Annotated in this window: 13 protein-coding genes and 1 pseudogene; 7 read left to right on the top strand and 7 right to left on the bottom strand. The window is 41.0% G+C overall.

Going from position 1 to position 17,549, the window contains the following annotated elements:
• The first annotated feature begins 182 nt into the window (after positions 1–182).
• The 4 genes and pseudogenes from V7K32_RS14185 to V7K32_RS14200 all read left to right on the top strand — a co-directional run bounded on the left by V7K32_RS14185 (position 183) and on the right by V7K32_RS14200 (position 4,010).
• Positions 183–386 (top strand): hypothetical protein, encoded by a 204-nt coding sequence (locus V7K32_RS14185; RefSeq protein ID WP_334994182.1) that lies wholly within the window; start codon positions 183–185, stop codon positions 384–386.
• Positions 387–945: 559 nt separating this feature from the next.
• A complete protein-coding gene (locus V7K32_RS14190) occupies positions 946–1,788 on the top strand; it encodes a cyanophycinase (protein WP_334994184.1) in 843 nt (280 codons plus the stop codon).
• A 248-nt stretch (positions 1,789–2,036) separates the two neighbouring features.
• Positions 2,037–2,504, top strand: a complete 468-nt coding sequence (locus V7K32_RS14195) for an NADAR family protein (protein ID WP_334994186.1) — start codon at positions 2,037–2,039, stop codon at positions 2,502–2,504.
• A gap of 418 nt (positions 2,505–2,922) precedes the next feature.
• Positions 2,923–4,010: pseudogene (locus tag V7K32_RS14200) on the top strand (tetratricopeptide repeat protein).
• 254 nt (positions 4,011–4,264) lie between these two features.
• Here V7K32_RS14200 and V7K32_RS14205 read toward each other — a convergent pair.
• Positions 4,265–4,945, bottom strand: coding sequence for a phosphoribosyltransferase (locus V7K32_RS14205; RefSeq protein WP_334994188.1), 681 nt, complete (start codon positions 4,943–4,945; stop codon positions 4,265–4,267).
• A 192-nt stretch (positions 4,946–5,137) separates the two neighbouring features.
• Here V7K32_RS14205 and V7K32_RS14210 point away from each other — a divergent pair, with 192 nt between their 5' ends.
• Positions 5,138–5,818: a uracil-DNA glycosylase gene (locus V7K32_RS14210; protein WP_334994190.1), complete on the top strand. Its 681-nt coding sequence runs from the start codon at positions 5,138–5,140 to the stop codon at positions 5,816–5,818.
• 163 nt (positions 5,819–5,981) lie between these two features.
• Here the strand turns inward: V7K32_RS14210 and V7K32_RS14215 are convergent, their stop codons facing one another.
• Positions 5,982–6,224, bottom strand: a complete 243-nt coding sequence (locus V7K32_RS14215; RefSeq protein ID WP_334994192.1) for a helix-turn-helix domain-containing protein — start codon at positions 6,222–6,224, stop codon at positions 5,982–5,984.
• Between the two features lie 231 nt (positions 6,225–6,455).
• Here V7K32_RS14215 and V7K32_RS14220 point away from each other — a divergent pair, with 231 nt between their 5' ends.
• A complete protein-coding gene (locus V7K32_RS14220) occupies positions 6,456–9,479 on the top strand; it encodes an N-6 DNA methylase (protein WP_334994194.1) in 3,024 nt (1,007 codons plus the stop codon).
• A gap of 287 nt (positions 9,480–9,766) precedes the next feature.
• Here V7K32_RS14220 and V7K32_RS14225 read toward each other — a convergent pair whose 3' ends face one another.
• From V7K32_RS14225 to hetZ, 4 genes are all read right to left on the bottom strand, one after another.
• Complete coding sequence (locus V7K32_RS14225; RefSeq protein ID WP_334994196.1) at positions 9,767–10,027, bottom strand: hypothetical protein; 261 nt, start codon at positions 10,025–10,027, stop codon at positions 9,767–9,769.
• A gap of 92 nt (positions 10,028–10,119) precedes the next feature.
• Positions 10,120–12,429 (bottom strand): transglutaminase TgpA family protein, encoded by a 2,310-nt coding sequence (locus V7K32_RS14230; RefSeq protein WP_334994243.1) that lies wholly within the window; start codon positions 12,427–12,429, stop codon positions 10,120–10,122.
• 611 nt (positions 12,430–13,040) lie between these two features.
• Positions 13,041–14,015 carry a PatU gene (locus V7K32_RS14235; protein WP_334994199.1) on the bottom strand — a complete coding sequence of 325 codons (975 nt, stop codon included), beginning with the start codon at positions 14,013–14,015 and terminating at the stop codon, positions 13,041–13,043.
• Entirely contained in the window at positions 14,008–15,213 is a 1,206-nt protein-coding gene (gene hetZ, locus V7K32_RS14240; protein WP_334994201.1) for a heterocyst differentiation protein HetZ, read from the bottom strand. The genes V7K32_RS14235 and hetZ overlap by 8 nt, the downstream gene beginning before the upstream one ends.
• Before the next feature lie 204 nt (positions 15,214–15,417).
• Here hetZ and V7K32_RS14245 point away from each other — a divergent pair, with 204 nt between their 5' ends.
• Positions 15,418–15,891: a hypothetical protein gene (locus V7K32_RS14245; protein WP_334994203.1), complete on the top strand. Its 474-nt coding sequence runs from the start codon at positions 15,418–15,420 to the stop codon at positions 15,889–15,891.
• A gap of 303 nt (positions 15,892–16,194) precedes the next feature.
• On the opposite strand, the gene sds is transcribed toward V7K32_RS14245, so the two are convergent.
• The gene (gene sds / locus V7K32_RS14250; RefSeq protein ID WP_334994205.1) at positions 16,195–17,166 is read right to left on the bottom strand and encodes a solanesyl diphosphate synthase; all 972 of its coding nucleotides are present in this window, start codon (positions 17,164–17,166) and stop codon (positions 16,195–16,197) included.
• Between the last annotated feature and the right edge of the window lie 383 nt (positions 17,167–17,549).

Genomic DNA, 17,549 nt, shown 5'->3' on the forward strand with positions numbered 1-17,549 from the left:
CTAACCCTATTAGTAAGCATTTTCAACTACCTCAAGGCATAATTAAACCCCCCCAACCTCAGCAAAGAAAAAACTACGGTCAATTCATCCTCATGACTAGTCAAAGATATAACCTTTGAAAGGTGCAACACTAGCCAAGAATTTGTATAAATAGATGTGCGGTATTGAAAAGACAGCAAAGTATGAATAGCACAGAAGCTGCTCTAAGAGACGAAATTCGAGAACTTGCTGAAGAAGCTTTTCACCAAAAGCTGATATCTGGGCATGGTGATGGCCCAGACATGAATGAGTATCAAATTGTCTACCAAGGTAAACCCAGGCATCTGCCACTAGAACAAGCACGTTTTTTCTTAACTAACTTGCTTTATAAAAGTCACATTCATTAGGACTTACCATCAGATATCTAAGAGGTTGTTTGAAAAGTATTTCACTGTGACTATAGGCACTTTTAGATCCCCCCCTACACCCACGCCAGTCTCTCCATTTTGGGAGACCGTAAGACCTCGCACGCTCCCCTTAAAAAGAGGGCAACCGGAATTAAAGTTCCCCTTTTTATAGGGGGTTTTAGAGGGATCTATAACTTTTAATACCGACAAGATGACTTTTCAAACATCCTCTAATGCACCCAGCTAGAGTTAATACCAATCATTTAATAATTGCCCGACAAATTTTCAATCGGCAATTAGCGATGCCTCTAGAAAATCGCTCTAGAGGCTATTGGTGTTGTGGGTTTTATTAAGTCAACAAACGTTAATGAGGATAGTTATTTTTTATGTAATTTTTTGGAAAAATATTTTGGTTTCGTTGCGATGTCTAACGACAAGCCGCTTTGCGTCGACGCAAATTATAATACTACCTTCTATCAGGTAATCTACCAAAGGGATGATTTGATAGTTGGAATTGTCATGGTTTAGTAAAATTTATTAACTCAAATCAGAGGGCATCATGGTAGAAACTAATCCCAAACGGCAGCTGGTAATTATTGGGGGCGCTGAAGACAAGGAAGGAGATTGCCAAATTCTGCGGGACTTTGTGCGACGGGCTGGGGGTACGAAGGCGCACATTGTAATTATGACGGCAGCGACAGAATTACCAAGAGAAGTTGGAGAAAATTATATTAGAGTATTTGAGCGACTGGGAGCCGAAAATGCTCGCATTATTGATACAGAAACCCGCGAAGATGCATCTTCGTCTACCGCATTGGAAGCAATTAATAAAGCAACTGGGGTATTTTTTACTGGGGGAGACCAAGCTCGCATCACCAGCATTCTCAAAGATACCGAAATCGATGCTGCTATTCATCAACGCTTCTCTGAAGGTATAGTTATCGCAGGCACAAGCGCCGGAGCAGCGGTGATGCCAGACGTAATGATTGTGGAAGGCGACTCAGAAACACATCCTCGGATTGAAAGTGTTGAAATGGGTCCCGGTCTTGGTTTTCTACCAGGAGTGGTAATTGACCAGCATTTTTCCCAGCGCGGACGCTTGGGACGCTTAATTTCAGCTTTGATATTACAGCCTGCTGTTTTGGGATTCGGTATTGACGAGAATACCGCTATGGTCGTGACAGATAACCAAATTGAAATTATTGGTCAAGGTGCGGTTACGATTGTTGATGAATCAGAGGCTACATACAACAATATGGACGAAATTTTGAAGGATGAGTCTTTGGCGATTTGCGGAGCAAAACTTCATATTTTGCCTCATGGCTTCAAATTTGACTTGAAAACCCGTCAGCCTATCCTAAATAATGGTTCTGTGGCAAATGTGTCTGTAGCTGTTGGGTGAATCAACACTTAACTTTTACCAGGTGCGTTTAAATTGACTCAATAGTTAATACTTGTAGATTAGTGACAATTATTTCTTGAATATCCTCCCAGGTACTCTTAAAAATAGCGGCCATATCGCCGCATTTTCAGGAGCGAAGGGGGGATTTATTATTAACAAAATAGAATACATGCGTTAGTCGCCAGAATTCAGAATTAAATTCTGTGTGACACAATGAGTACTATATATGTAACAGCTTATAAACTTCTATGACAATCTACTTTTATAGCACTCGTGAAGAATATGGCTGTTTCTCTAACTTTTCGCCCCACGGCTTTGAATTAGATGAATTGTATTGGTCAACTAGCGAACACTACTTTCAAGCGCAAAAGTTTGTGGGTACACCTATAGAACAAATTCGTCTAGTTAAAACACCTAAAGATGCGGCAAAAATGGGGCGTGAGAGAACCCGTCCTTTACGTCAAGATTGGGAACGAGTTAAAGACGACATCATGCGGCAAGCTGTGCTATGTAAATTTCAAACTCATACAGATATCAGGAATATCTTACTTTCCACAGGCAATGCAGAAATTGTTGAAAACTCGCCCATCGATTTTTACTGGGGTTGCGGAGCCGATGGTAGTGGTAAAAACATGCTAGGAAAAACTTTAATGGAGGTGCGAGAGATTCTGCACCATACATACAGCGCAGATGTTGATAATAGAACTGTTAAATAATATTGGTGTTATGAATGCTGCTTATAAAAGTTATGCAAAACTACAGGGTATAGGGGCAATTCATCTACACGCAAAGCGGCTTACCGCAGGGTATTGTCTCTAAGTAAATCAATAGCATTTTCGCACGAAATAGGTATAAATAAAAACTATAAATATTACTCTCCATGAGTAGTAATCCGAAAGGATCGAGCAATAATTCAATATTGATAAACTCTCACCCCTGCTTACAGCAGAATTCTAGTATTTGAACCACATCTGTCACATCTGTCGTAGGGGCACAGTAATGCTGTGTCCTTACTGCGTGGTCTATTTACCCGAAAATAGCTGTAACCTACGCTATGCTAAACCAACCTGATGAAAGATACATCCTGGTTTTGGGAATACTAGATTTAGCACCAGACTTAACAGGAAAGGGTTGATGTCTAAAGGTGAATGGAATCACAGATCGAAAAATACAGTTCCCTGCAATTACCCATAACATACTTAAAATCAGTGAAACGTAATACAATTACCCATGAATTTGACTCTGGTTCACAAGCAGAAACACTACCTATACCGGAAAGTGACGACATATCGGAAGCTTCTAAGCTACTACGGCAAGGAATTCAACAGCAGCAAGCTGGTGAATTAATAGCGGCGTTGAAGTCCTTACAAAAATCCTTGGGGCTGTTTCAGTCCGTTGGGGATTTGCAAAAACAGGCACAGGCACTTTCTTTTTTAGGATTGGTAACTTACACTGCTGGAGACTACAAAGGGGCTATATCTTACTCCGAACAGTGTCTATCTTTGGTGAATAACACCTCAGATTTAGCATTGCAGATGCAAGCACTTTCCCATTTAGGGAATGCATACCGTCATCTAAATGACCATAACAAGGCTATTGAATTTTTGGAAAAGTGTTTAAAAATAACGCAACAGCTGCAAGACAAGCGTAGTCAAGTAGCAGCACTGAATAATTTGGGATTGGTATATAAAGCTTCGGGCAACTTTACGCAGGCAATTGAGTATCAGCAGCAAAGCCTAGAAATTGTCCGGGAACTCAAAGATCACTGGGGCGAGGAACAGGTACTCAAGAATTTGGGTAATGCTTGGTATGCTTTGGACAATTACCCAAAAGCGATCGCCTATTATGAGGAGTGTGTAATACTAGCATACTCCTTAAAACATGTTCGCAGTGCTTCTCAGGTGCTAAAGAATCTAGGAAATGCTTGTTATGCCTTAGGTGATTATGCTACAGCCATTAAGTATCATGAAGAGCGGTTGCAATTAGCTAGAGAAATTCAAGACAATCGTAGCGAAGAACAGTCTTTAGGTAATTTAGGAGTTGCTTGTGAAGCTTTGGGTGACTATAACAAAGCCATTAAGTATTATGAAGAACGTTTGCTGTTAGCTAGAAGTATCAAAGATCGGCGCAGTGAAGAAGAAGCTCTCGATCGTCTGAAAACTGCTTGCTACGCCTTGGGTGATTATGCCAAAGCCATGCAATATCAGCAAGGAACATATTAAAATAATTTGTAATACTTCGACTTACCTCGGCAACGGTTCATGTCCGCTTTTTCGAGATGCTTGGCACAAGTCGCTCAGTACAAGTTCCGAATAGAGCCTCGGCCTGAAGGGGCGAACGTAATTTGAAATGGGGATAAAGACAAGAGCCACAAAACTTACTGATGCCATTAGCTCTTTTGAGAAAAACGTCCAAAAATCGTTAAAAAGCAGGAGAGGGATTAGTTAATAATTTAAAATTACCCGCAGAGGTCAATTTATCTCATTGTCTTTTGTTGCTGGAGATACGCGAGAACTTCTAATGTATCTACTTGGGGAAATTGGGCGTAAAAATTACTTACACTCCAAAAGGGTTCCGGTGTTTGCAAAACAATGGTGCGATCGCCCCACTGTTCTAACCAGGGTAGCAATGTTTGTGGCGCTACTGGAGTACATAGCCAGACTGCTGCTGGAGAAAGCATTTTGAGAGCAGTTGCGGCTACCGCTATTGTCATACCTGTAGCAATGCCATCATCAACTAAGATCAGCGTCGCATTCTCTGCATTCACCTGCAAACAAGCAGGAATTAATAGAGCCTCAAGAGACTTAGCTTGGTTTATTGTTTTGTTTAAAGCTACTTCTTGCCATCGCGCATCATGTTTAGGGCGAAATAGCTTTTGATCCCTCCAAAGAACATTTCCATAACTAGTCACTGCACCAATTGCTAACTCTGGGTTTTCTGGATGGCTAATCTTTTTCGCCACAACAATTGTCAACGGACAATCCAAAAGACGTGCTATTGGTGCTGCTACTGGTACACCCCCTCTTGGCAAAGCATAAACAATTGGTACAGGTTTTACCCCAGAATCAATAGTTTGCTGAGTCAAAACATCATGAATCACTCGCGCCAATTCCTCACCCGCATGGGTGCGATCGGCGAAAAGCGGGGTATGTGACATAATTTCCCCCAGCATGTTAGGACGGTACTGCTTTTATGATGACTGAATTTTGTCTCAAATTAACTGATACAATAAGATTTGTATAAATAATTAAGTATTCAGCAAAAGTCTATTTATTCTGATAAATCTCCAACCAGAGCAGTATTTAACTCAAATAAGACAGATGGTGCTGATACCAAAATCCTAATTTTCATGAGCAGCGAAACCCAACTCAGCCTCTTCGACGACTCAACCCTTAACCAACGAGAACTGATTCCCACAGACCCTAAAATTGCGATCGCTCCGGGAACTTATTCTGACATAACGGAGTTGGCACAGCATTGCGATCGCTGCCACCGTTGTCCATTGGGAGACACTCGAACTCATGCTGTTGTCGGACGCGGTAATCTCAAAGCCCCAATTATGGTTATAGGGGAAGCGCCTGGTCAAAATGAAGACGAAACAGGCTTACCATTTGTAGGCAGATCGGGGCAGTTGTTGGAGAAAATTCTGGCATCCGTAAATCTGACTACTGAACAAGATGTATATATTGCCAATATCAATAAATGTCGTCCACCAGATAATAGAGTTCCTACACCTGTAGAAGTCGCAGCTTGTTTACCCTACTTACTAGAACAAATTCGCCTAGTTGACCCCAAAATAATTTTGTTAACAGGTGCCACTGCTGTCAAAGGCATCACAGGCGATAAGCGAGGGATTACGAAAATTCGCGGACAGTGGTTAGAGTGGGAAGGGCGTTTATGTATGCCAATATTTCATCCTTCCTATTTGCTGCGTAACCCTTCTAAAGAACAAGGTGCGCCTAAATGGTTGATGTGGCAGGATATCCAGGCAGTGCGTGCCAAGTTAGACGAAATCCAAAACAACAGCTAATTTGGTAAATTCGCTTAAATTATATTGTATTTCACTAATTGCGATCGCCTGTTTTAATTAAAGTGGCAGCGATCGCATTTCTAGATTTTCACTCTAATTAAGCAATATTTCTCTCTTGATTGCTTTTAACAGCCAACAATGGAAGGATTTCCATCTTCTATTCTTAAAATTTCACTCCTAAGTCAACATTTAGAACTGCTTCAATCTTACGGATGATTCCTTCTGTTGCAGGCGCTCTCAAGTTTTCAGCCTCTAATTGATACCAATAGGCGCGACTAATGCCAGCCTCTCGGCAAATTTGTGAGAGAGACCGTTCATCTCTCTCCCTTGCCTGTTTTATCCGCTTTCCAATATCTGGGAAGTCCTGCACCACTTCCACTACTCGCTTAACTTGCACTACTGTCATGGACTTAACTTCAAATCATGATTTTAGTGTAAGTTGTCTCAAGATAATTGACAACTGTCTACAGACAGTGGACAATAATAGTTGTAAATTTAGGATTGCGACAAAATATGATAAAAACCTGTAAGGTAATCTTCAGAGTTTTGATCTACTTAGATCCAAGCAATTACTCTAAATAGCTTGCTAATAGTTTCGAGAATTTCAACCCATAATAAGGTTTTATAATGTTTTGCCATGTCTAAATTCTTGTCGAACAAAGCTCTGCACGATGTTAACTCTGTTGAAACTGCCTCGCCCAAGGAACTTCAACAACAGCTGAAGCTATTTTCAGAGAAGACAGGTTTCATGTCGTCAGATGTGTTCGACTTAAGAAGTATTCGCCTACTAGTATCTCGGCTTCATGACATTTTCCGTGACAATGATAGCCAGAGCAACATCATCAGCCGCTTTGACGAAATCACGAAACTGGTCTTCGCCAAGATTGTATCTGATAAAACTTACAACAGTGGAGCATCTACACCCTTTTCCTCCTCTGATCTTCCTCTAAATCCCTGCGTCGTCCGAAAATACTATCAGCATCTTTCACACCAGCACAGTAACCTTATTCCAAAACGGTTTAGTGAGCTTGATTGCTCTGATAGTGCAATCATGAAATGTGTCTTAGCCCTTCAATCGTTCAATTTCACATCTACAAAATTTGATGTGAAAGGATTAGCTTACGAAGAAATTGTTCGTAATACTTTTGACAAAGGCGATCATCAACAATTTTTTACACCACCTCATATTGTTGATTTTATTGTTTCCGCTTGTCAGCCTTATCTTAAAGGTGATATCTGTGATCCAGCATCTGGGACGGGTGGATTTCTCTCTAGCATTGCAAGGCATCAAATAAATTATTCATCCCTTACAAGTATTGAGATTGACGAGCGACTCTCTTGGGTTTCGGGAATTAATATGCTTCTTCACGGAGCAAAAAACATTCGTACAGTGTTTCTTCCTGCTGGGGGGACTCTTGGTAATCAAGCCAATCAATTCTTTTCATGTTTCGATGCGATAATCACTAACCCACCATTTGGCAGCGATTTTACTGAGTCTGATGTTTTAGAAACATTTGAATTAGGATTAGGCAAATCATCTCGTCGGCGTGGAATTCTCTTTATTGAACGTTGCCATGCTCTTTTACGTAAAAACGGTATACTTGCTATAATTCTTGACGAAGGTGTTTTAAATTTGTCTCACGCAACTGATGTAAGACATTTTATTATCAAAAACTTTGATTTAAAAGCTGTTATCAGTCTGCCTGAAACTGCATTCATGCCGTATGCTACCGTGAATGCCTCCATTTTGATAATGTCTAAAAAAATATCTGCTGAGAATAGGGATATTTCAGTATTTTTTGCTAGAGCAGATAAAGTTGGACGTAAAACAAGTGGGGATGAAGATATTCGTTACGGCAAGGATGGAAAAAATTATCTTAATAGCGATCTTCCCTCTATATTAAATGCCTGGCACAAATACCTTAAAGAAGGTCGAGTTGATGAATCAGAAAACATCTATGTTGCTGATGTTTACTTTAACTTTAACAAAGAGACAAATGGGCACCGAATAGATTTCCAGTATCATCACCCATCTAGAAAAAAAAGCCAAAAATTAATTGCTACTTGTATTTATCCATTAAAACGTTTAGCCGATATTTGTACAGAAAGGAATGTCTCTATCTCTCCATGCAAAGAACTCTCTGGCGCAATTATTCGATATACAGGGTTGGCAAATATTGAATCAAATACTGGACAATTTGAACAAGTTCCAACTCCATCTGACTCATTGAAAAGCTCAGTCAAGAAGTACCAGCCTGGTGATATTGTTTTTGCAAAAATGCGTCCTAACCTGCGAAAGGTTGCATTAATGAGCTTTGCAGAACCAGGTTTTGTCTCGTCGGAATGCTCAGTGTTTGCTCTCAAGAAAGCATCTAATGGCACATATCTAATCGACCCTATTATACTAACCATTTTGCTTAGATCAGACTTTGTTTATGGGCAAATTATGCATTTGGTAGCAGGTATTGGCCGTCCAAGAATTAACTCAAAAGAATTGTTGCAAGTAATGATTCCGCTTCCACCTAAAGATGTTCAAGAGGAAATTCGCCGTCAGTATTTGAGTCAGCACCAAAAAGTAGAGAACCTTAAATCGGATATTGGAAGCTTTTTAGACCGCTCTCAACTAATGCTCACATCGTCAGTACAAGAACTGGTTTGTTCTTTTATTGGAAGCCCAAAGACAACATCTTTTATGCCCATTGAGAATAAAGAAATGGCACTCACTGCTGAAAGCCTGAAGACCTTTCTAAGGGGGGAGTCCAACCCTTTAGATACATTGTCTTGGTTAACTGACTTCTTCCTGCCAGAAGTTCTTAAAAGGCTCAATGAAACTGATGTTAGGCGTAGGCTTGGTATATATGCTGGCGAGAAAATTCCAGAAAATGAGAGAAACCTTACTGATGTACGCAATCGCGTGAGTCTAATCATCGAATATGAATTAGCGCGTTTGGCAACTCGCATTCTTGAAGATCACCAGATTGAAGATATTTTCTGGAGTTACGTTGTCGCTAACCGTTTCCCTGATTTAGAAGTTCGTACATCTTCAGGCTCTCGCGGTCTTCGGGTTGAGGTTAAATGCCTCCAAACCATTGCTGAAGAAAAGTCTGCTAACTTTGATACTTTAAGAAAAGACATTCATCCTCTAACCGACTTTGTGATTGTTTTCGCTTGGGACTGGAGGTATGACCCTGAAGATGTCACCTGGGATCGAGCGCCCTTCATTCATCATGCGTATGCTTTCCATGCATCTTCACTTGCTTTACTGCGCGACTGGTACTGGCTCAATTGTCCCCCTAATGATTTGGGTAATGGATTGCAAGGCTTTGACCTTAGATATGCTGTCAATTGCAAAGACAGCACATATAACGAGGAGGAGGGCAATTATGGTAAGCTTCTACGGATATGGCAAGAAGGCTTTAAATATGAACCACCTAAGTCGGATCTAGTTCACCGCACTATTGCAGACTATATTGCCTTTAAAAATGGAGTGATCAAAGCAGGTTTAGATACTTTGGCTCATTTATTTTTACCTGGGCTTTCTGGATCTACTGAGGTTGTTGCTGTCCTTTACGAGAATCAGCGAGTTGGTTGGCAGTCAGGTGAGGTTTGCTTCTTATTAAGCTCTGCTGTGCTGTTTCAACACAGAAAAAACAAAATTTAGTTCTCAGCCAGCTAACAGTCAGCAAAGTTTACTTACTTACAGATAAATATGCTTGGAGAGAATTTGAGTATAAAAAAGGAAAATTGACATTGAAGCGAACAGGAAAAAAACCAAAGCGGCTTATTTAAGCGAATCAAACTCCGTAGGATCTGACTCAGTAGAGTCAAGTTCAGCTGATTCAGGTTCAGCTGGGTCAAGCCGGAAATTAACAACTGATTGGCAGAATTGAAATACCCACTTGTTGAACTCCAAGCCTGAACAATGATTCATGAAGAGGGTTATCTGTTCTACAGGTAATGTAGCAATGTAGCAACTAACGTTTTCTCAAAGTTGTATAACTCGCATTTGCTTAAATCGTTGTCTCTTGGCAGGACATGAAAGAAGTACCCGCCTCGATTAGTGTGTCCCTGTGTACTACGAATGCAGATACTAGCTCCCTTCTGTCGCTCCCTCAAAATGTTTGAAACTTGGTCTACAGAAACTGGAGTATCCGTATCTATGCTGACTAAAGCAGGAAAGGGAATATCTTCAAACTTCTTCTTTGGCATCTAAATTATTTGTCTAATTAGGTCTGTCTAAATAAGTGGATATTCTCTTAAAAGAGATAACCTGAAAATTTTGCGCTCTGCTAGGATTTAAATTACTTAGCAGTCTTTTTGATACCTTGCCATCTTTGTCGCAGTTGCTGCAAGTTAGGGCTATGACCACCATAACGCCAACTAACATAGGCTTGGCTAATCTCATCTATTACCTCAGCAGTTGCCGGGGCATGATGCTGATATGATCCTTTGGCATACTCTAAAGGTGTTTGTGCTGGATGTTTACCTAAACCTTTTTGGGTTGTCCATTGCAGCATTTGTTGATAAAGGCTTTCCATTGCTGGCAATTTCTTTAACCATCGACGGTTACGCCACTGTCGCCACTGTCCCCAACCCAGCCAACCAAAGAAAGCTGCCGTAGTTGCCAAAATTAAGCCAGTTAATACACCAAACCAACCTTGAGAGAATAAAGCTAAAAACCAAGCGATCGCTCCAATCACCCACTTAAATATTGTCTCAAATACATTATTCAACAAACCTGTCACTGGAGAAGGCAACCACCCAGCAACCCAATGCCACAACTGACGCAACACACTAAAAGTCTGAGTATCTTCTACTGATGGAGGTATCAGGGGATGATTGGGAATCGGGTCAAAGGCAAACCAGCCATATTTAGGAAAATATACTTCCGTCATCGCATAAGCATCAGTATTACGGACAACATATAGCCCTGTAAATGGATTAAATTCTCCTGCACTAAACCCTGCTACCAACCGCGCCGGGATACCAATGGAACGCAACATTACCGTCAGAACTGTTGAGAAGTGGTCTGGATAACCGCCTTTATATTTGAATAAAAAAGCTTCTACTAAGTCATCTTTTTCTGCCAAATAAGGCAAATCTAAGGCATTTTGGGGAATAGAATAGTGTTGCTTAAGATATTGAGCTAAGTAGAGAGCCTTTTCATACGGCGAATTTAGGCTTTTAGAAGACTTTGTTACCCCTTCTCGATTATAGTTAGCAAGAATTTCTTCGGTACGTTGTCGGACTTTTTCGGCAATTTCGGGAGGAATTTGCAGATAATGCTGTTTAATATCTCGTGGGTATTTAGTAGAAGCTTCACCTAATTTAGTCCGATCGCGGTATGGTACTTCAGAAATTACTGTGTAGGTGAGTCCTTCTGATAATTCCACAGGCGATCGCAATCCATTTTCTGTATCAACCGCGATCATTGGTGTGGGAAAGTAAATCTCTTTGGGATAAGCCATCGCCGGAATTAGGTTAGGCAAATCCGCCACCACTGTATAAGTTTGTACTATGTCTTGAGTTTTAGCAGTAATCAGAGGTCGATTTAGAAAGATTTGGTAAGACCAAGGCGATCGCTTGATGGTTGTAACATCTTCATTACGGGATACTTCCCATCCCTTACCCGTATAACGGTCAAATCCTAGAACTCGCCAAAAGCCCTCAGCTTGCGATCGCACCCGCATTACAACTTTCGGTTTCATCTCGCCCCGCAGGTTTTGGTTAATTTGGCTATTAAAACCGTAATAAAAGTTATTATCTACTTTACCTGGTTGACCAGTTTGATTTTGTGCCGTACCAGTGCCTTGATTATCACCTTTACCTTGGCGGACATAACCGGGATTAATAATACTACTTCCTGTGAAATTACCTTTTAGTGGAATCGCAGAACTTACAGGAAAATTCCGTAACTGATAGCCAGGGAATCTGGGTAAAACAGCAAAAATTGCCAGCCCCAGACCGACAATTAGGAAAAAATTCAGAATTAAAAATTTAAAATTAAGAGTTGAGGAATTCTTCTGATTGAATTTTTCATTTTTTATTTTTAATGGCTGCAAACCTAAGCGGGAGCGATAATCTAATACTAAAGTTGGCAGAGCGATCGCTAAAAATAACAGCAACACAGGTGCAAATGCTAAAGTCTGACTTAACGTTGCCGCTACACCTAATAAAATCAGTCCTATAACAATCGAATAGCCCAAATTTTTGCGGCGGGGTGTATCAAAGCTATGCAACACCTGGAGTTGAATTAATAACTCTGCCAAACCCAACCGTGTATCATTCAATCCCACTAATCGCCCAAAGAAAGCACCTAGTGCCACTAACATTCCGATAGCGATACAAAACTTAACTGCAACATTGCGATCGCTACGACGATAGTAACTCCAAATTGCACCCAATACACTTAGGGGTAATGCCCAAAAGCTGAATGAAGTTTCGGCGGCGATATCCGTCGCCACAATTCCCAAAACAACCAACGCTAGCACCAGCACCCGCAAGGAAATTGAATCTTCTACTTCTATTAAAGGCGATCGTTGCGGATTTTGCCCCCAGAAATTACCTATAGGGACACGCCAAAACCGATTTATCCTGGATAAGTTGAGCATTTCGAGTCTAAGTGAAAATTCCACGGAAACAATGCTGAGGACGAAACTGTTCGCCCTACTTTAAAGTATTCCCGTTAGAACAAGCTTTATTATCCTGCTTTGATGCATCTATAAAGGTTTAGCGCCTATTTTACAAATTAAATTCCTCACAAAATTTGATTACATGAATGATATACCATCATAGCCCCCTCTCGAAAAGCGGGGAGGGGGTTGGGGGTGGGGTTCTTCAAGTTTAAAGTAATTAAGCGAACATGATATGACGTTACCGCGAACTGTAACGCCAAGCGCGAACATAATTTTGTATAAAAAAACAACCCAACCGAATAAATTTGTTGTGAAAAATTGGTGGCTTGGTAAAATAAAGGCGAAATCAGCACAACATAAGAAACTAACTCGTTCCCCAGGCTTTACTAATAACCCAGTAGACTGACGAGTACCTACAAAAAATCAATTATGGGGTGGAAGGTGACTTTAAACCCACTGCTTACCTGTAATCACCCTTAAGTATAAGTAAGCACCCTGCTGCTAGTAGTATCTAGAGACAGAAAAAGCCCCAAGGCAATAGTTACCTTAAGATATTCGACATTACGTACTAGCTGTGGCAATTAAAGTTACACAGTGGGATTAATCACAAATAAAAGCGACTGTTCGTCTATTTCAGGAAACTCAACTTCCAGAGTATAAGTTGGGTTAAGTTGTTCGCAACCTAACTCTACACTTAAATATCCTGGAGTTGAAGATGTAGCCATTGCTAAAGTTCCACTTGTGCGAAGTGTCAAAGTTCCTTTAACGGGTAACTCAGCCTGAACAAGTAACTTCGTAATACCTACAGACTGATACTCTACCCTGATGTTCAAATTACCGACAGTGGTTAGCCATTGTCTTTCTACCACCGGACTAGTTGCTGAAAGTGGTAGAGTCAGATTTTCCAACAGTTGTTTAGCCGCTAGTAACGACAAAGCCATTTGTTGACGCGGTTGTAAATCTGAATAATCGCTCTGAATATTGGGCATTGTCTCCAGAGTACTTACAGAACGATAAGTACTTCTTAGCACCAATACCGCAATATCGTTTAGTGCTTGAGACTCGTTGGGAAAAAAGTTCTCCACCACTTGAACTAATTTTGCTCCCAGAGGCACTGAAGATGTCACCAATGCCTGACATTGTTCCAGCAATTGCTGGAAAACTCTCTCCGGCAAGGGACACGGCAGTTTTAGCTTCGACTGTTGTACCATCCACCCCCAGGTAGGAACGAGGGTCATTGACGGCTCCTCGACAAAATCGGGATAGTCGATTAATTGTGTTTCCCAAGGAAATAAAGGTGGGTGGTCTTGGGCTTGGATTTGTAAGCGATTCTTAAGGACAGCTTGAAAACGATCTAGCACAGTAGGAATTTCTCCCAATTGAAAGGTCTGAGGTGTTCCTCCCAATTTTGGCTCACTGCTTTTTGAAGCAGTGGCTTCATTGTGGAGGTTTTTTACCCCGTCATTTTCCTTACATTCTACAGATTGGTCAGGATTTTTGACATCATCTGTCAATAACCAACCGAGACACTGAGATTGTAAGGATTCTGAGTCACTATTCATGAGTAGATGCACCTGATCCGGACACTAATGAGTTACGAATTTCCCAAGCTTGCTCAAGAATCTTAAACCATCGTTTTTGAAGTTGTGCCATTGACAGCCCTAAAGTTTTTGCGATTTTTTCATCGGGTTGTCCTTGTTGCTTCAACTCTAGTAAAGACAGTTGCTTATTGTCCAGTTGTGCTGTATGTAATTGCCATTGCTGGGGAGTTAAGCCCAAATTGGTGTGCAAAGAAGCTTCCAGCCACTCGTGAACCAATTCCCAACGGTGTAATAAAGCAAACCGAATCAAATGATACTTGAAGCGCTGCTGTAAGTAATCTCTCTGACGAGGGGTTAAACCTAAAATCGACTCAATTTCCTGTGCTGATAGATCCTGGAGGCGTAAGGAAAAGTAATCAGCACAGTCAGATTGTTGCCGTTCTTCGAGATAATTCATTAATTCTGTAACTACAACGGAACGCAAAGTATCTTCTTCAGGTTCGGGTTCGGCTTGCGTTGCCATTGTGGAGCGTAATTGATGCACTGCTGGTTCTTCCCAACAACCATCGCCTTCATTATTGCTGCCTTCTGCGGCTTGTTCTATATCTACGCTGGTTTCTGGGGGCTGCTGTTGAGAAAAAGTTTGCGCCCGTAAAATAATTAGCTGCTGCTGACGGCCTGGTAAGGGAATGCGTCGTTTGCCGTAGCGTTCGGTAAATGCCATGTACTCGGACAATTCTAGAAGCGTCTGAGGGCGATAAGTAGCACCGAGTTGATTTTCTCGCCGGAAAGCGTTTAATGCCTCCAGATAAAAACTCTGTAAAAAATCTTCAATTATAGTCAGTCGCCCTTGATAACTCAATTGCTTCTGAGGCGGATTAATGTATCGATAAATAATTGCACTCAGAGTACTGTGTAATTCTACCCTGCCACGATTTGAACCCAACTGATAGTACCTGAGACACTGTTGTAGCCGATGCCGAGCCAGGGTCATCGCCGAGCTTTCTACAGAGCCAGAAGCTTGAATACGTTTGCTTTCATGGCAAATCCGATAAACTTCGGTGGTAATACGTCTTGCTACATCATGGCAATTCTGTTCCGAAGCTTTGGTCGATTGTTGAAACTCCCTAGACAGGAGTTGAAAGATCACCTCCACGCCTTTAGAATTTTCTCCCAGAATATTTGCAGATGGAATAGTTGCGGTTGCGGCTGAATTCATAGTCTCAGTTTTCAAAAGACCCTAAGTATTTAAATACAACCTGTACGACTGTGGGTATTGGCTTTTTTGATTTTACGTATAAGCTAAACGCAGACCAATCCTACATTGAGAATGTGGCTGATTTTATTATTCCCAACTTGGATGGGATTGTTCACAGTTTGATAGATGTTATTGCCATTACCCAGGAGCCGTATACAAGTCATTATGGATTTAGAAGCACAAATTCAATTGCTGATTGACAAAGCACCCCGCGATGGTATGACACCAAATCTGATTGCAGCAATTGCTCCTGCCCTTAGAGCGATCGCTCAAAAATTACGTTACTCCCAATACTATATTCTCCAAAATTCTGAGGCAAGCTGGGTTTTAACTACATTGAGCAATCTTACTAATCCAGGATTGGAAAAGCGCGTTGTTTACGCTTTTCCTACCATACAGGATGTCTCTCTAATTTCCCCTGCTGGGCTTGACCCTCAAATGCTAGCTAAAATTATCCCTGTCACCCATATTTTGTTCCAATTGGTGGCATTAGAACCCGTAGATAGCATCATTTTTTTGGAGACGCCGGGTAAGACCACTCATACCGTTGAAATTCGCCGAACTGAACTAGAAAAACTCATGCAGAAACAGCTACGACAACAGCGATCGCCTAAACAGATACCCCCTGATATTGCATAGAAAAAACTTGGATGTGGGATTTTTTAGATACAATCCCACATCCAAGTTTTTAAATCTCAAATTTGTTTGAAAAAGTTTTTGATCAAAATAAATTAATGCCAGTTATCACCCTTCTAGTTCTTTAAAGAAGCAAGCGATCGCTTTAATTTTCCCCTTAATCTAAAATTGGTTAACAAACAGTTATCAGTGAACATTTTTCAAATTTTAGCTGACCATTAAGCAAAATTTTCCCACCTAAGAACAGGTGGAAGGTTTCGCTTGGGGTTTAAAATCCCCTAAGGTACCAGTTAAGTGGTAAATGATTTAAAAAAGACGGCTCAGTGTGTACTCAGCTATGTTAATCAATGCCTGGTGGGATTCTGAGGGTGGGAGAACTTCAAGATGTTCAATTGCTAACTTAGCATGGTGAGCAGCTAACTCTCGCGCCTGCTGTATGCCTTGACTATCTTGAATTAGTGCTAGTGCTTGCTCTAAATCCCCTTCTTGAGCAAACTCTCGGTCAATCAGCACTTCCAAATATGGTTTTTGCGCTAAAGCAAATAAAACCGGTGCAGTCAGATTACCACTTTTAAGATCCGACCCCACTGGTTTACCCAAAGTATCTGTTGTGCTGGTGAAATCTAAAATGTCGTCAACAATTTGAAATGCTATACCAAAATGACGACCGTAGCTATATAGATGCTCAACAGTTTCTCGTGAGACTTCACTAAGTAACCCAGCAGCTTTAGAACTGTTAGCGATTAACGAAGCTGTTTTGTAATAACTCTTCTCAATGTAAGTTTCAATAGAGATGCTAGCATCAAAACGATTCAGTCCCTGCTGAATCTCCCCAGTAGCTAGATCCATAATCACTTCTGAGAGGAGTTTCACCACTTCCAAATTGTCCAAATTTGCTAAATACCAGGACGATTGGGCAAAAAGAAAATCTCCTGCTAATATGGCAATGCGATTACCGAACAAACTATGAACGGTAGGAACGCCTCGCCTCACGTCTGATTCATCTACTACATCGTCATGTACCAAGCTAGCTGTGTGAATCATTTCTGTAATCTCAGCTAGGCGGCGATGACGCGGTGTAATCTCTTGTTCTAACATTGTTGCCCGCGATATTAGCAGGACAATTGCTGGCCTGATACGCTTTCCCCCAGCTCCGAATAAATGTTCGGCTGCTGCAAACAAAATGGGGTGGCGATTTCCAACTAGCTGTTTTAGGTTATCTGCTAGTAGTCGCAGGTCTGCTTCCACAGGGGTAAACAGGGAGGTGGCTGGGGTCATGGATGGGCGGACTCTGACTTTGGTTACGAAAGTTTACATATCCTACACTTATTTTAAGATAACCCTGTGCCAGCGCAAAGTTTTCATCAGGTAATCCCATTTTCATTCGTTCTATAGGTGATATTTAAGGTTAATGGTGTGTTTGTCAATAAGCAATTATGCTTAAGTTTTCGTAGTTTAGGTTTTAAAGTAAGTTAAAACATCAGTTACAAGTATACGGAGATAAATATAAGCTAAATTATATTAAGTAGTTTCCCTGTACGCCTTTCCTGCCACAGTTTAAAATAAAAATTAAGCAATACTGTCTATTGACAAAAGGGATGTGGTTTAAAGAAGTCGCCAATGACTCAAACTAAATTTCTTCAGGATTGAAGTGTAGCTAT

This window comes from Nostoc sp., from assembly GCF_036917635.1.
Taxonomy (GTDB): Bacteria; Cyanobacteriota; Cyanobacteriia; order Cyanobacteriales; family Nostocaceae; genus Nostoc.

Excerpts from the sequence above, each read along its gene's own strand:
- V7K32_RS14185 (WP_334994182.1), top strand. The coding sequence starts at position 183 with ATGAATAGCACAGAAGCTGCTCTAAGAGACGAAATTCGAGAACTTGCT.
- V7K32_RS14190 (WP_334994184.1), top strand. The coding sequence starts at position 946 with ATGGTAGAAACTAATCCCAAACGGCAGCTGGTAATTATTGGGGGCGCT.
- V7K32_RS14195 (WP_334994186.1), top strand. The coding sequence starts at position 2,037 with ATGACAATCTACTTTTATAGCACTCGTGAAGAATATGGCTGTTTCTCT.
- V7K32_RS14205 (WP_334994188.1), bottom strand. The coding sequence starts at position 4,945 with ATGTCACATACCCCGCTTTTCGCCGATCGCACCCATGCGGGTGAGGAA.
- V7K32_RS14210 (WP_334994190.1), top strand. The coding sequence starts at position 5,138 with ATGAGCAGCGAAACCCAACTCAGCCTCTTCGACGACTCAACCCTTAAC.
- V7K32_RS14215 (WP_334994192.1), bottom strand. The coding sequence starts at position 6,224 with ATGACAGTAGTGCAAGTTAAGCGAGTAGTGGAAGTGGTGCAGGACTTC.
- V7K32_RS14220 (WP_334994194.1), top strand. The coding sequence starts at position 6,456 with ATGTCTAAATTCTTGTCGAACAAAGCTCTGCACGATGTTAACTCTGTT.
- V7K32_RS14225 (WP_334994196.1), bottom strand. The coding sequence starts at position 10,027 with ATGCCAAAGAAGAAGTTTGAAGATATTCCCTTTCCTGCTTTAGTCAGC.
- V7K32_RS14230 (WP_334994243.1), bottom strand. The coding sequence starts at position 12,429 with ATGCTCAACTTATCCAGGATAAATCGGTTTTGGCGTGTCCCTATAGGT.
- V7K32_RS14235 (WP_334994199.1), bottom strand. The coding sequence starts at position 14,015 with ATGAATAGTGACTCAGAATCCTTACAATCTCAGTGTCTCGGTTGGTTA.
- hetZ (WP_334994201.1), bottom strand. The coding sequence starts at position 15,213 with ATGAATTCAGCCGCAACCGCAACTATTCCATCTGCAAATATTCTGGGA.
- V7K32_RS14245 (WP_334994203.1), top strand. The coding sequence starts at position 15,418 with ATGGATTTAGAAGCACAAATTCAATTGCTGATTGACAAAGCACCCCGC.
- sds (WP_334994205.1), bottom strand. The coding sequence starts at position 17,166 with ATGACCCCAGCCACCTCCCTGTTTACCCCTGTGGAAGCAGACCTGCGA.